12 protein-coding genes and 1 pseudogene are annotated in these 13,715 nt (G+C 52.7%); 4 read left to right on the top strand and 9 right to left on the bottom strand.

The genetic code is table 11. The features are described 5' to 3' along the window. Window positions 1-118: 118 nt before the first annotated feature. Window positions 119-1,618 carry a catalase KatA gene (katA, locus tag KHQ09_RS05600; protein ID WP_213596910.1) on the bottom strand — a complete coding sequence of 500 codons (1,500 nt, stop codon included), beginning with the start codon at window positions 1,616-1,618 and terminating at the stop codon, window positions 119-121. Between the two features lie 260 nt (window positions 1,619-1,878). Between katA and KHQ09_RS05595 the strand changes: the two genes are divergently transcribed. Continuing rightward, window positions 1,879-2,811: a hydrogen peroxide-inducible genes activator gene (locus KHQ09_RS05595; protein WP_213596908.1), complete on the top strand. Its 933-nt coding sequence runs from the start codon at window positions 1,879-1,881 to the stop codon at window positions 2,809-2,811. Window positions 2,812-2,846: 35 nt separating this feature from the next. Here KHQ09_RS05595 and guaB read toward each other — a convergent pair whose 3' ends face one another. Both guaB and KHQ09_RS05585 read right to left on the bottom strand, forming a co-directional pair. Further along, entirely contained in the window at window positions 2,847-4,340 is a 1,494-nt protein-coding gene (guaB, locus tag KHQ09_RS05590; RefSeq protein WP_213596906.1) for an IMP dehydrogenase, read from the bottom strand. A 162-nt stretch (window positions 4,341-4,502) separates the two neighbouring features. Further along, the gene (locus KHQ09_RS05585) at window positions 4,503-5,186 is read right to left on the bottom strand and encodes an ArsR/SmtB family transcription factor (protein WP_213596904.1); all 684 of its coding nucleotides are present in this window, start codon (window positions 5,184-5,186) and stop codon (window positions 4,503-4,505) included. Window positions 5,187-5,262: 76 nt separating this feature from the next. Here KHQ09_RS05585 and KHQ09_RS05580 point away from each other — a divergent pair. After that, window positions 5,263-5,621, top strand: a pseudogene (locus KHQ09_RS05580) (antibiotic biosynthesis monooxygenase family protein). A gap of 156 nt (window positions 5,622-5,777) precedes the next feature. Continuing rightward, window positions 5,778-6,968: a formaldehyde dehydrogenase, glutathione-independent gene (gene fdhA, locus KHQ09_RS05575; RefSeq protein WP_075654791.1), complete on the top strand. Its 1,191-nt coding sequence runs from the start codon at window positions 5,778-5,780 to the stop codon at window positions 6,966-6,968. Between the two features lie 107 nt (window positions 6,969-7,075). On the opposite strand, the gene KHQ09_RS05570 is transcribed toward fdhA, so the two are convergent. The 5 genes from KHQ09_RS05570 to KHQ09_RS05550 all read right to left on the bottom strand — a co-directional run bounded on the left by KHQ09_RS05570 (window position 7,076) and on the right by KHQ09_RS05550 (window position 11,677). Beyond that, complete coding sequence (locus KHQ09_RS05570; protein ID WP_213596902.1) at window positions 7,076-7,795, bottom strand: ABC transporter ATP-binding protein; 720 nt, start codon at window positions 7,793-7,795, stop codon at window positions 7,076-7,078. Window positions 7,796-7,798: 3 nt separating this feature from the next. Continuing rightward, complete coding sequence (locus KHQ09_RS05565) at window positions 7,799-8,542, bottom strand: ABC transporter ATP-binding protein (protein WP_213596900.1); 744 nt, start codon at window positions 8,540-8,542, stop codon at window positions 7,799-7,801. Further along, entirely contained in the window at window positions 8,539-9,540 is a 1,002-nt protein-coding gene (locus KHQ09_RS05560; RefSeq protein WP_213596898.1) for a branched-chain amino acid ABC transporter permease, read from the bottom strand. The genes KHQ09_RS05565 and KHQ09_RS05560 overlap by 4 nt, the downstream gene beginning before the upstream one ends. Next, window positions 9,537-10,415 carry a branched-chain amino acid ABC transporter permease gene (locus KHQ09_RS05555; RefSeq protein WP_213596896.1) on the bottom strand — a complete coding sequence of 293 codons (879 nt, stop codon included), beginning with the start codon at window positions 10,413-10,415 and terminating at the stop codon, window positions 9,537-9,539. The genes KHQ09_RS05560 and KHQ09_RS05555 overlap by 4 nt, the downstream gene beginning before the upstream one ends. Before the next feature lie 119 nt (window positions 10,416-10,534). Continuing rightward, complete coding sequence (locus KHQ09_RS05550; protein ID WP_213596894.1) at window positions 10,535-11,677, bottom strand: ABC transporter substrate-binding protein; 1,143 nt, start codon at window positions 11,675-11,677, stop codon at window positions 10,535-10,537. A 387-nt stretch (window positions 11,678-12,064) separates the two neighbouring features. Here KHQ09_RS05550 and KHQ09_RS05545 point away from each other — a divergent pair, with 387 nt between their 5' ends. Then, window positions 12,065-12,604 (top strand): invasion associated locus B family protein, encoded by a 540-nt coding sequence (locus KHQ09_RS05545; RefSeq protein WP_213596892.1) that lies wholly within the window; start codon window positions 12,065-12,067, stop codon window positions 12,602-12,604. A gap of 70 nt (window positions 12,605-12,674) precedes the next feature. Here KHQ09_RS05545 and KHQ09_RS05540 read toward each other — a convergent pair whose 3' ends face one another. Next, window positions 12,675-13,619, bottom strand: a complete 945-nt coding sequence (locus KHQ09_RS05540) for a substrate-binding domain-containing protein (RefSeq protein WP_075654438.1) — start codon at window positions 13,617-13,619, stop codon at window positions 12,675-12,677. Window positions 13,620-13,715: the final 96 nt, after the last annotated feature.

The following is a 13,715-nucleotide window of genomic DNA, read 5'->3' as shown; positions in this document are numbered from 1 at the left end:
TTATCTTGTTCATATGTTCTCACCGCATAGCTTAAAATACGCCAAAGTGAAACGACCTGAACAAAAGAAAAAACCGGAGCATCACTGCTCCGGCTTTTTTATATTGCGTTCCTACCACTTATTCAGCAGCAGTCTGCTTTTCCTCATTGGAAATCGTATTGGCTTCATAGCCATGCGCTTCCTTGAGGGCCGCACGGACACCAGCTTCATAATCCGGATGGATCAGTTTGAAATGGCCAAGCTGACGCTCAATGATAAAGCCCGGAACTCCGCCCATAGCCGCAGCAATATTCGAGAACAGACGACTCTTCTGACCTGCATCAAACAGGTTAAACAGTGCTCGCGGCTGCGAATAATCATCATTGCCGATACGATGATTGTAACGATCAACGTTACCGGAAATTTTCAGCGGCGGTTCTTTCGCCGATGGCTGCTCAACCGGACCATTGAATGAATTCGGCTCATAATAAGCATCGGAATTTCCCGTTGCGATCCCGCCATAAGTATTCATCTGGCCATCGCGGTGATAGTGATGCACCGGACAGGCAGGCTTATTGACCGGAATTTGCTCATAATGGGTGCCAAGACGATGGCGATGCGCATCCGCATAGGAGAATACGCGTGCCTGCAGCATCTTATCCGGCGAATAGCCGATACCCGGCACGATATTCGATGGCGAGAAAGCAGCCTGTTCGATTTCCGCAAAATAATTATCAGCGTTACGGTTCAGCTCCATAATACCGATATCCATCACCGGATAATCCGCATGCGGCCAGACCTTGGTCAGATCAAACGGGTTATAAGGTGTTTTATCGGCATCGAGTTCAGGCATGATCTGAACCTGCACTTTCCAGCGCGGGAATTCACCCTTTTCAATCGCACCAAACAGGTCAGCCTGTGTGGATTCACGGGTCTGGCCGACAACTTTTTCGGCTTCCGCATTCGTCCAGTGCTGGTGCCCCTGCATGGTCTTGAAGTGGAATTTCACCCAATAGCGCTCACCGGCATCATTCCAGAACGAATAAGTATGCGAGCCATAACCATTGATGTGGCGCACATCCGTCGGCAGACCACGGTCAGACATCAGGATTGTCACTTGATGCAGACTTTCCGGCGACAATGACCAGAAATCCCACATCGCTGTGGCGGAGCGCATATTGGTTTTCGGATGACGCTTCTGGGTGTGGATGAAGTCCGGGAATTTCACCGGATCACGCACGAAGAAGACCGGCGTATTATTGCCAACCAGATCCCAGTTGCCTTCTTCGGTGTAGAATTTCAATGCAAAACCGCGCACATCGCGCTCGGCATCGGCCGCACCGGCTTCACCGGCAACTGTGGAGAAGCGCGCAATCATCGGGGTCTTCGCACCCGGCTGCAAGGCTTTCGCTTTGGTATATTTGGAAATATCACCGGTGATAGTCAGTGTACCATGGGCACCCCAGCCCTTGGCATGAACCGCACGCTCAGGAATGCGCTCACGGTTCTGGTGTGCCAGCTTTTCAATGAGCTGGTAGTCAGTCATCAGGACAGGACCGCGCTCGCCTGCTGTCAGGGAATTCTGGTTATCCGGAATCGGTGAACCCGCACTTGTGGTCATAATCGGACGATCGGCCATTTTTAGCTCTCCCTTGTATGATTGGCTCTGTTTTGAGCCATTATAAAAAAATCTGCATGACAAGATTATGACGGGCACAGAACCACCCTCAGGCATTCCGCACCAGTCAAAACATGTATTAAATACTCAATTTCAATCGCTTAACGATGTATACCGATCAGGATTGAAATTGCATTCTCATGCTCTTTCTACAGAATAGAACTATTCTAACCATAATTTCCAATTGAATTTCCTGTAGTTATTGATAGGATTTTCTTATCATGTTTACAGTCAAGCAAATGCGCTATTTCGATGCGCTCGCCACCCATCTGCATTTTCGCAAAGCCGCCGAAACAGTCTTTGTTTCGCAACCCGCTTTATCCGCACAGATTGCAGAAATGGAAAATCTCGCCGGAAGCCCGCTCTTTGAGCGCGCCAATAAATCGGTTCTGCTCACAGAACTCGGCCACACGCTCTGGCCGCGCATTAAAGTGATTTTACAGGAAATCCGTGCGCTGGAAGAACTGACCGAGCAGAAAAGCGGCATTTTACAATCACGGCTGCGGCTTGGCATCATCCCAACCATTGCCCCCTATTTGCTGCCGGATCTTATTCAGGCGCTGAAACAGCAATATCCGGCACTGACGCTAGAACTGCGCGAGGCACTGACCGACAAGCTGCTGGAAGAATTGCGCAATGGTGAACTGGATGCGGTGATTGCCGCTATGCCGGTGCATGATCCCTATCTGACGGGTAAACACTTGTTTGATGACCGGTTTCTGATTGCCACTTCCAGCAATAATAATGATGTGCTGCCCTCACCACTCACACAGGGCAATGCGGCATTGGAAAAACTGCTGCTACTTGAAGAAGGGCATTGTCTGCGCGATCAGGCACTTGAGGTCTGCGCACTTCCACGCGAACGCACTTTAGTGAATTTCGGTGCGACCAGCATGGCAACGCTGTTGCAAATGGTCAGCAATGATATGGGACTGACGCTGATACCGGAAATCGCCATTCGTTCCGAAGTTCCTCATAAGCGCATCCGCATTGTACCATTCTCAGATAATTGCCCGAGACGTCAGGTCGGTCTGTTCTGGCGCAAACACAGCCTGCGCTTAGCTGACTTTAACGCACTGGCCGAACTGACCAGACAAGCAGCACAACCATTGTTGCTTTCAGACAATGAAATCACCCAACTCCCCAAGCAATAAAAAAAGGCCGGTTAAACCGGCCTTTTTTATTCGTCTTATACGCTACCCGGATAGTTCGGGCTTTCACGGGTGATGGTCACGCCGTGCGAATGGCTTTCGCGCAGACCCGCATTGGTAATGCGGACAAATGTTGCCTTCTCACGGAATTCCGGCAGAGTTTTGGCACCGACATAACCCATAGAAGCACGCAGACCACCAGCCAGCTGATGCAGGATATTGGCAACAGGGCCTTTATAGGCAACCTGACCTTCAATACCTTCCGGCACCAGTTTCAGCTCATCACGCACTTCCGCCTGGAAGTAACGGTCAGCGGAACCGCGTGCCATCGCACCAACGGAACCCATACCGCGGTAAGATTTATAAGAACGTCCCTGATGCAGATAAACTTCACCCGGGCTTTCTTCTGTACCGGCCAGCAGCGAACCGGCCATAGCAGCCGATGCACCGGCAGCCAATGCCTTGGCGAAATCACCGGAGAATTTGATACCGCCGTCAGCGATAACCGGAATACCGGCCTTCTGAGCCACTTCAACAGCACCCATAATCGCGGAAAGCTGCGGTACACCAACACCTGCAACAATACGTGTGGTGCAGATCGAGCCAGGTCCGATACCGACTTTAACCGCATCGGCACCGGCATCAATCAGAGCCTGTGTTGCCGCACCGGTTGCTACGTTACCGGCAAGGATACGCACATCGGAAGACAGTTTCTTCATGCGGGTAACCGCATCCAGAACACGCTGTGAGTGACCATGGGCAGTATCAACTACCAGAAGGTCAACACCGGCTTCGATCAGACGTTCCGCCCGTTCAAAACCATCATCGCCAACGGAAGTTGCAGCAGCAGCACGCAGACGACCCTGCACATCTTTAGCGGCATTCGGGTTGAGCTGCGACTTTTCCATATCCTTAACAGTGATCAGACCAGTGCAACGACCCTGCGCATCAACAACCAGCAGTTTTTCAATGCGGTGTTGGTGCAGAAGGCGCTTGGCTTCTTCCTGATTAACGTTTTCGCGCACAGTGACCAGATTTTCACGGGTCATCAGCTCGTAGATTTTCTGTGCAGGGTCAGAAGCAAAACGCACATCGCGGTTGGTCAGAATACCGACCAGACGACCCGGGCCTTTGCCCGCATTTTCAACAACCGGAATACCGGAAATACCATGCATGCGCATCAGCGCCTGTGCATCAGCCAATGTTGCGTCCGGGCCGATAGTGACAGGGTTTACAACCATGCCGGATTCGAATTTCTTAACGCGCAGAACAGCTTCTGCCTGCAATTCCGGTGTCAGATTGCGGTGAATAACGCCGATACCGCCAGCCTGCGCCATAGCAATCGCCAAGCGGGACTCAGTCACTGTATCCATCGCTGCGGAGAGCAGCGGCAGGTTCAGTTCAATACCTTCAGCAATAGTGGTGCGCAGATCGACCTGACCAGGCATAACCTCGGAATGACCGGGTTGCAGCAGGACATCATCAAAAGTCAGCGCATATGCGCCGGTGGATGATTCAACAATTTTCGCCATGGCCAATTCCTTTAAACAGGTAAAACACCCTGTGGGAGCAGAGGGTGCAACGACTCTTATCGTTTCAATTGAATTGGCAGCGGCTGGTAACACGGATATGACTTTTTGAAAAGACTATTCGTGAAAATCGCGTAAATTTTACCAGATATAGCGTGATAACAACTACTGACAGCTAAAGCGGCGATCAAATTCCTGCCGCCCCTGCGCCGTAAAATAGAGTGCACGCCCCTGCTCGCGGCGCAGCCAGTTGCGCTCCAGCATCATATCCAGCACTGCTGCACCCAGCGCACCGCCGAGATGATGGCGACGCTCACTCCAGTCCAGACAATGCAGACAAAGCGGACGGCGTTTGCTTTCCAGCGGCTTCAGCTCAAGCCCTAATCCACTGAAAAACTCCCGCCCCTCCGAAGTCAGCTGAAGTGCATCCTGCTCTAAGTGTTCGAGATAATTACGCGCCGTCAGGCCGGTGAACAGCGTGACACCCGCCTCACCCGCCAGATGATCGTAGCAAATCCGCGCTTCCCGCAACGCTGCATCTTTTGGGCCTGTGCGCACCCGCACCGCACCCGTGCGTTGTGCCAGCCCCATAAGGGCTTCAAGCACCTGCGCCACATCCGCACCCGAGAGACGAAAATAACGATGGCGCCCCTGTTTTTCTGCTGTGAGCAAACCGGCGTCACTCAACTTGGTGAGATGTCCGCTGGCTGTTTGCACGGTGACACCGGCCACGCCTGCCAATTCACTGACCGTCAAAGCACGGCCATCCATCAGCGCCGTGAGGATATTTGCGCGGGCGGGATCGCCGATCAATGCAGCGACAGAAGCTATAACAGGACCATCTTTCATAGTTCGATGATAACCGAAGCATTGATGCAACTCAATGGGGTATTTGCCTGCTCAGAAACGAACTAGGAGTCTCCCCATGATCGCTGTTATTTTTGAAGTCCACCCAACTAAAGGACAGAAAAACACCTATCTGGATATTGCTGCAAGCCTGAAAGAAGAACTGCAAAAAATTGACGGATTTATCTCCGTTGAGCGTTTTCAGAGCCTGACTGATCCGGAGAAAATTCTCTCCCTCTCCTTTTTCCGTGATGAAGAAGCCGTGAAAAGCTGGCGCTCAAGCTTCATGCATCGCTCGGCGCAAGCTGCAGGGCGCAGCGGTGTTTTGCCGATTACCGGCTGCGGGTGGCCGATATTACCCGTGATTACGGATTGAACAGCCGCGAACAGGCACCGCAGGACAGCCGCAGCTTTCACCATGAGCGGACACTTGCCTGAACCCAAAATATCAGCCTGCCCATTCACTACACCAGATGTCGCGTCCAGAACGATATCTCGCCAAACTTGGCCTATGCTCTGGTCAGCATTGCAGTGATCTTCAATCCAACTTTTACGCATCTCATTCATCTGGTGATTTATCTGGGAGGAAAATCCATGAGCAGCAACCGTGGTGTCGTCTATACGGGTCCGGGGCAGGTTGAAGTACAGAATATTGCAGATCCGGTTTTTGCCGATCCGACGGGACGTAAAATCGAACATGCCGTTATCCTGAAAGTTATTACCACCAATATTTGCGGCTCTGATCAGCACATGGTGCGCGGCCGCACCACAGCGGAAGCCGGCCTTGTTCTCGGTCATGAAATCACCGGTGAAGTGATTGAAAAAGGCGCGGATGTTGAAATGCTGGAGATCGGCGATATCGTCTCCGTTCCGTTCAACGTTGCCTGCGGCCGCTGCCGCACCTGCCGTGCGCAGGATACCGGCGTGTGCCTCACCGTTAATCCGTCGCGCGCAGGCGGTGCCTATGGTTATGTGGATATGGGCGGCTGGATCGGTGGTCAGGCCAAATATGTCACGATTCCCTATGCCGATTTTAACCTGCTGAAAATTCCGGATCGCGACCGTGCGCTGGCCAAAATCCGCGATCTGACCATGCTTTCCGATATTCTGCCAACCGGCTTCCACGGCGCGGTTAAAGCCGGTGTCGGCGTTGGCTCTATCGTTTATGTGGCCGGTGCAGGCCCTGTCGGTCTGGCGGCTGCCGCCTCTGCCCGTATTCTCGGCGCGGCTGTTGTGATGATCGGCGACTTCAACAAAGAACGCCTTGCCCATGCCAAAAAAGTCGGTTTTGAGCCGGTTGATCTTTCGGCTTCCGACCGTCTCGGCGATCTGATTGCTGATATTACCGGCAGCAATGAAGTGGACAGTGCGATTGACGCTGTAGGCTTTGAAGCGCGCGGCCATGCAGGCGGCGAGCAACCGGCCATTGTTCTCAATCAGATGATGGAGATCACCCGTGCAGCAGGCAATATCGGTATTCCGGGGCTTTATGTGACTGAAGACCCGGGCGCTGTGGACAAAGCCGCCAAAGTCGGCAGCCTGTCTCTGCGCTTTGGCCTTGGCTGGGCAAAAGCACAGAGCTTCCACACCGGCCAGACACCAGTGCTGAAATATAACCGCCAGCTGATGCAGGCCATTCTCTACGACCGGCTGAATATTGCGGAAATCGTCAATGCTCAACTGATCTCGCTGGATGATGCGCCAAAAGGCTATGAAAGTTTCGATCAGGGCGCTGCGAAGAAATTCGTCATCGATCCGCATGGCGATCTGCTGAAATCAGCCTGAGAACAACCAGAAACAGAACAGCCCCGCATGAGGAAACTTGCGGGGCTGTTCTTATTTAAACTTCTTTGAGGAATTGTTTAATTTACGCCTTTTCGAGGCTCTTTTCCCTACGCCTCTTCGAGGCTGGCACCGAGAAATAACTGCCCGACACGCGGATCAGCCAGCAGCGCATCTGCCTTGTCGTGTATCCGAGTCTGCCCCTGTTCCAGCACCAGACCATAGTCAGACATCGCCAGTGCCGCCTTGGCATTCTGCTCAACCATCAGCACGGTCACACCCTCATCGCGCAGGCGGATCAGCGTGCGGAATGTCTCGCTCACCATTTGCGGTGACAAGCCGATGGACGGTTCATCAATCAGGATCAGTTTCGGATCAAGCAGCAATGCGCGGGCAATTTCCAGCTGCTTCTGCTGCCCACCGGAGAGCGTAATCGCTTGCTGATTGGCTTTCTCTTTGAGGATCGGGAATTGCTCCATCACCTCATCAATCCGCCGTGCAACCCTGCTCTGATCCGGCGCGGAAATACCGCCGATCTCCAGATTATGTTTCACCGACAACATCGGAAACAGATTGCGCCCCTGCGGGACATAGCTCACGCCATGCGCCAGCATTTTTGCAGGCGCCTGTCCTGTCACATCCTTGCCGTTGAGCAGAACTTGCCCTGAGCGGATATTTAGAAGGCCGAAAATCGCTTTAAAAACCGTAGACTTACCCGCACCGTTAGGGCCGATCACAGTGGTGATCGTGCCTTTTTCAATGCGGAAAGACGTACCGTTGAGAATGGTCATTTTGCCGTAACCGCCAAAGACCTCTTTCAGTTCCAGCATGGCTCAGCCTCCCAGATAGGCTTCAATGACGTCCGGATTATTACGCACAGTTTCCGGATCGCCTTCGGCAATGATACGCCCGTTTGCCAGCACAATAATGCGCGTGCAGAGCGACATGACAAATTCCATATTATGCTCGATCACCACAAAGGTCGCGCCGCGCTCACGGTTAAACGCCTTGAGGCGCTCTTTGAGGTCGGCCAGCATAGTGAGATTAACCCCGCCTGCGGGTTCATCCAGCATCACCAGCTTCGGTCCCGCCATAAAGGCCATAGCCGCGTCGAGCAATTTCTGCTGCCCGTAAGACAGCGAACCTGCTTTTTCATGGGTCTGATGTGTGAGACGGAAGAACTCGATCATCGTCTTCGCTTCCTCAGTCAAACCGGCATCCGGACGACCGAACAAACGCGACAGCATCGAGCCTTTATGCTCCTGACCAGCCAGGATGATATTATCCAGCACGCTCATATCCGGAAACACCTGCAACATCTGGAAAGTGCGGCCGACGCCGAGCCTATTGAGGTCGCTAGGGCGTTTGCCTGCAACATCCTGCCCGTCCACCAGCACCGTGCCATTTGTGGCAGGCAATTGCCCGAGAATGCAGTTGAACAAAGTAGATTTGCCACTGCCATTCGGCCCGATCAGGCCGAGGATTTCCCCTTCATACACCTCAAAGGACACATCATCCACAGCGGTTACACCGCCAAAATTCTTGCTCAAATTACGCACGGAAAGAACCGGATTCATTGGTTTTTCTCCCCGTTGCTATCGAGCGCAGCTTTTGTCGTCCATGCCGTTGCCTGCGGATTACGGCGCTGCTTGAGTGCATTTTTAGCGCGCTCTGCCAGTCCCAAAAGTCCTGTCGGGCAGAACACCATGAGCACAATCACCAGCACCGCATAGAGCATCAGATAATAGCCCTCGGTAAAGCGCAGGAATTCCGGTGCCAGCACGATGAGGAAAGCTCCTAATACCGGCCCGAAGAAGAAGCCAGCACCGCCGACAATCACCATCAGCAGGATTTTAAGCGAGATCGGCAGACCGAAAGAATGCGGCTCGATATATTGGGTGAGCTGCGCAATCAGACCGCCCGCAAGACCGCCATAAGCAGCACCGATAGCAAAGGCCAACAGGGTCATTTTGCGGACATCAACGCCCAGACTATTGGCGCGGATCGGGTTCTCACGCAGGCCTTTAAATGCCCGCCCCCAAGGAGAGCGGATAATGCCGTAAAGCGCCAGTGCCATCAGCACAAACAGGCCAAGCACGAAATAATAAAACGGCGTGGCCATCATGGTTTTCATGCCGAAAATTTCCGGACGCGGAATGCCAGTCAGGCCGTATGTCCCGCCTGTCAGCCATTCTTCATTGCGCAGCACGAGGATAACCAGCGCATTGAAAGCCAGCGTGACGAAAGCCAGAAAATGATGCTGAACCCGCAAAGCCGGATAACCGAGCAGAAGACCGAGCACAAAGCACAGCAGCATTGCCGCAATCAGCGCGAATGGCCATGCGATACCGGCCATGGTCATCAGCGCCACAATATAGGCACCCAGCGCCATAAATCCGGCCTGCGCCAGCGAAATCTGCCCTGCATAGCCGAGCGTCAGGTTAAGCCCCATGGCAGCAATGGAATAGATCAGCCATGAGGACAACACCAGCAGGCCGTAATTGGTTTGCGAGAATGGCAAAGCGATCAGAATTGCCAGTCCTGCCAGCAGAAGGAGTATTTTGCGAAGGCTCATATTGTGCGTCCTTCCGCCTTGCCGAGCAGCCCCTGCGGGCGCACGAGAATAATCACAATCAGCAGGATCAGCGGCACTGCCGAGCGATAGGATGCGGAAATATAAGCAGCCGAGAGATTATCAATCACGCCGATCAGCAAGCCACCGGCCAAGGCACCACGAATCTGGTTAAAGCCACCGACAATCGCCGCGATAAAAGCGATCAGCCCCAGCGTCTCACCATTGGAGAATTTCGCCAGATAGATCGGTGAGATCAGAATAGAGGCCAGCAAAGCCAGCGCGCCATTGATTAAAAATGTATAGAAGATCATGCGCTTAACCGGCACACCGAGAATTTCCGCTACCTGCGGGTTTTGCGCTGTTGCCTGCATACAGCGCCCCGTCTTGGTGCCATTGAGGAAGAATTGCAGCAGCGCCACAGTGCCGAGCGAGATCACCAGAACCGCAATATCCTGCACCGAGATCGCCGCACCGAAAACATTCAGCGTGCGGTCGGTAAACAGCGCCGGAAACGGCATGGCTTCCGCCGTATAGAATTGTTTGACGCCTTCTTTCAGCAAAATGCCCAGCGCGATTGTCGCAATAACAATCGGCAACACGCCATGCGGCAGCAACGGATCAATAATGATACGCTTGAAGCCATAGCCCAGAAACAGCAGCGTCAGCACCAGCGCCAGCAAAATGGCAACCGGAAAGCTGAGACCTAAAATCTGCGTGCCTGCCAGCACAAAAAATGCGGGCAGCATGACAAATTCGCCCTGCGCGAAATTGATCGTCTGCGAAGCCTGCCAGAGCAACGTAAAGCCGATTGCCACAAGGGCATAGATCGAGCCTGTTGCCAGACCCGACACCAGCAACTGAAAGAAAGTAGCCATCAGGAAAAGTCCGTTTTGCGGGCATAATCCGGCGGGCACCCCGCCGGAATATGCAACGACTATTTATTGTTACGCATGTCGTTATCGGAAAACCGGCATCCACTTTTCCGCGACATGCGTTAAAGCTTAGGCAGCGTGGAAACGACAGACTGCTTGCCGTCTTTGACTTCCACAAGGAAGCTCTCACGGTTCACTTCGCCTTTGTCGTCCCATGTGGTTTCCATCAGAATGCCCGGCTCATCGGCAGGGGTGATGGTCAGTCCGTGAAGCGTATCAGCAAAGGCCTGACGGTCAACTTTGCCGTTTTTCGTGGTCACATATTTCACGATATAAGCGCCCATATAGGCTTTGATCGCATTGTGATCCGGCTTATAACCATATTTGCCTTCAAATTTCTTGGCAAAATCCTGCACAGCCTGCACCGGTGCATCGGCGGTCAAACCAACATGGCCGCGTACGCCGTTCACTGCATCACCGGCCAGATCAATCACCTTCTGGTTCATCAGCGTGGTTTCACCAAAGATCGGCTGCTTCACGCCCTGCTTCTGCATTTCTTTCAGCAAACGTGCGCTTTCTTCTTCATGCAGATAGGCAAAGATCACATCGGCATTGCTGTCTTTAAGCTTCACCACGTCAGCGGCGAAATCCGCCTGACCGACTTCACTGGACACATCTCCGACAAGTTTGATGCCGCGTTTGTCGAGTTCAGCAACAAATGCATCGCGTCCGCCCTTGCCGAAATCATTATTGACCCATGCAACGGCAACGGTTTTAGCGCTCAGCTCATCGGTGAGATATTTCACCAGTTTCGGCATCGACTGCTGCGCGCCGAAGGATGTGCGGAAAATATAAGGATTGCCGAGATCGGTGATGAATGGTGCTTCCGCACCAGTCAGCTGCGGCACGCCATTCTGCATGGCAACCATCATATTGACTTTGACCGAACCGGAATAAATCGGCCCCATAATCACATAAGCGCCGTCGTCAATCGCCTTCTGCACCATAGCGCGCGAAGTCGTTGCATCGGTCTGCGTGTCATAGTCTGTAACTTCGAGCTGCTGTCCGAGTACGCCGCCTGCGGCATTGATCACTTCAACAGCCAGCTTCAGACCATCGCGCCAATTCGTGCCAACGGTCGCGCCTGCGCCGGACAGTTCAATCACGTCTGCGATTTTGATGGTTTCCGCCGCAAAACTCATTTGCGGCAATGCTGCTGACAATGCAGCTGCTGCAGTTAAAGCCAGTAAATGTCTTCTGTTCATAAACCCCTCCCAAGGCTCCCCGACCGGATGGGATTTCATTCTGTCTGCACAATCATTCACATCATTATTGTCAGCACAAAAACAACATATGTTTTTCACCATACAGAAATGTATATTCAATGACCGGAGTTTCAGCCCATCATAATCTGATTTAACGGCTTGTTTGCACAGTTGCAAGCACAGGCTGAACCAATAAAGCCCGATATTTCCGCATTGCCGGAATGCTCCGATTTTATCCCCGTAAAACATACATAATTGTCAGTATTTCACCGGCCAAAACTGTCTATGGTGCGGGTTATTTTCAATTCTTCAGAACCGGCGAAAACCATATCTGCCGGTTTCTGAAATATCCGTCAGTCATTCAATAAAACGGGGGAGAGCAAACTGATGAATAACAAAAACATCCTCAGAATAATAACCGGAACCACACTCTGTCTGACCCTGCATATTGCATCTGTATCGGCAACCACCGGATTACCCGGCGGGGCATCATCGCTCTCTGAAACTTATGGCAACTGGACAGTTTCCTGCCTTGTGCAAAAGCAGGACGAAGCGCAGAAAGTCCTCTGTTCCATGTCCCAGCAACAGGTTGATGATAAAAGACAGCGGGCTCTTGCCGTTGAGATTAGCCCTGACAAAAGCGGTGCATCCGGTGTCTTTGTTCTGCCGTTCGGCCTCAATCTCAGTGCCGGAGCGGTTTTGCAGATTGATGAAACGACTGCCGACAAAGCTGTTGCATTCTCAACCTGCCTGCCGGCCGGTTGTATTGTACCCGCCAGTTTTGATACAGCGAAGACAGATGCCTTAAGTAAGGGGCAGAACCTGTCTGTCCTCATACAATCTGCGGACGGGAAAGACCTTAAACTCGCAGTCCCGCTGGATGGCTTTGCCTCCGCTATAAAACGCACCAGAGAATTGCTGAAATAAGTGTCCGCTCATAGTACAAAACAAAAAAGCTCCGGCGAACCGGAGCTTTTCTTTTTCAGATACAACCTGATCAATATGGTGAATCAGGGAAGTAAAATTCCTGTGCATTGTCCTTGGTGACAAGGGTTGCATCCAGAATATAGCGTCCGCGTACCGGCACCTGATCGTAGAAATTGGCAACGGTCAGTTCCATTGCAGTTGCAATCATTGCTGGCGGATAGAGCACATCTACCGGCACCATTGCATCGCCGTCGGCAACCTTTTTAATCATTTCTTTCATGCCGGCACCGCCGACAACCATTTTAATATCTGTGCGTTTGGCCTGCTGAATGGCTTCAAGAGCGCCAACGCTCATATCATCATCCTGCGTCCAGACCGCATCGATCTTCGGATATTTAACCAGATAGTCCTGCATCACTTTAAAGGCATCATCGCGCGACCAGTTACCGAACTGCTTGTCCAGCACCTTGATGTCGCTGCCGGCGACTGCGCCGTCAAAACCCTTTTGGCGCTCTTCATCAATCACAATCGGCAGGCCGCGGATAACCACGACATCGCCTTTGCCAAGCGTATCTTTCAGATACTGACCGGCAACACGGCCGAGTTCTTCATTATTACCGGCAACATAAAGATCCTGAATGGACTGGTCGGACAATGCGCGATCAACAACGGTAACGAAAATGCCCTTATCCTTCACCTGACGGATCGGATCGGTCAGCTCATCAGAATTATGCGGCAGTGTTACCAGCGCATCCATGCCCTGCGTGGTCAGATCTTCCAGAGCATTGGCCTGCGAAGCGCCGTCCGGCGAGGTTTTGATAACAATTTTCAAACCCGGATGGCTCTTCTCCAGAACCGCTTTTGCCCGTTCTGCGTGATAGACAACGCCGCCTGTCCAGCCGTGGTCAGCCGCCGGTATCGACACGGCAATCGTGACTTTCTTTTCTTCCTGTGCCTGAGCCGCTGTCCCGAACAGGGCAGCAGCACAAACAGCACCTAACAGAATATTTTTCATGGTCTCACTCCCTGATATTTGGCCTGACGACACGGCGGTCCGGCCTTCCCTCCGCCGCTTTGCGACAGCGGAGCCACAGCCCCGCCGCCAAGTACA

Origin of the sequence: Pseudochrobactrum algeriensis, assembly GCF_018436245.1 — a bacterium.
GTDB lineage: Bacteria > Pseudomonadota > Alphaproteobacteria > Rhizobiales > Rhizobiaceae > Pseudochrobactrum > Pseudochrobactrum saccharolyticum.
This window is presented reverse-complemented; position numbering and strand designations above follow the sequence as displayed.

Coding starts and splice junctions, on each gene's coding strand:
- KHQ09_RS05570 (WP_213596902.1), bottom strand. CDS start 7,795: ATGCTGGAACTGAAAGAGGTCTTTGGCGGTTACGGCAAAATGACCATT.
- KHQ09_RS05545 (WP_213596892.1), top strand. CDS start 12,065: ATGAATAACAAAAACATCCTCAGAATAATAACCGGAACCACACTCTGT.
- KHQ09_RS05595 (WP_213596908.1), top strand. CDS start 1,879: ATGTTTACAGTCAAGCAAATGCGCTATTTCGATGCGCTCGCCACCCAT.
- guaB (WP_213596906.1), bottom strand. CDS start 4,340: ATGGCGAAAATTGTTGAATCATCCACCGGCGCATATGCGCTGACTTTT.
- KHQ09_RS05540 (WP_075654438.1), bottom strand. CDS start 13,619: ATGAAAAATATTCTGTTAGGTGCTGTTTGTGCTGCTGCCCTGTTCGGG.
- KHQ09_RS05560 (WP_213596898.1), bottom strand. CDS start 9,540: ATGAGCCTTCGCAAAATACTCCTTCTGCTGGCAGGACTGGCAATTCTG.
- KHQ09_RS05550 (WP_213596894.1), bottom strand. CDS start 11,677: ATGAACAGAAGACATTTACTGGCTTTAACTGCAGCAGCTGCATTGTCA.
- katA (WP_213596910.1), bottom strand. CDS start 1,618: ATGGCCGATCGTCCGATTATGACCACAAGTGCGGGTTCACCGATTCCG.
- KHQ09_RS05555 (WP_213596896.1), bottom strand. CDS start 10,415: ATGGCTACTTTCTTTCAGTTGCTGGTGTCGGGTCTGGCAACAGGCTCG.
- KHQ09_RS05585 (WP_213596904.1), bottom strand. CDS start 5,186: ATGAAAGATGGTCCTGTTATAGCTTCTGTCGCTGCATTGATCGGCGAT.
- KHQ09_RS05565 (WP_213596900.1), bottom strand. CDS start 8,542: ATGAATCCGGTTCTTTCCGTGCGTAATTTGAGCAAGAATTTTGGCGGT.
- fdhA (WP_075654791.1), top strand. CDS start 5,778: ATGAGCAGCAACCGTGGTGTCGTCTATACGGGTCCGGGGCAGGTTGAA.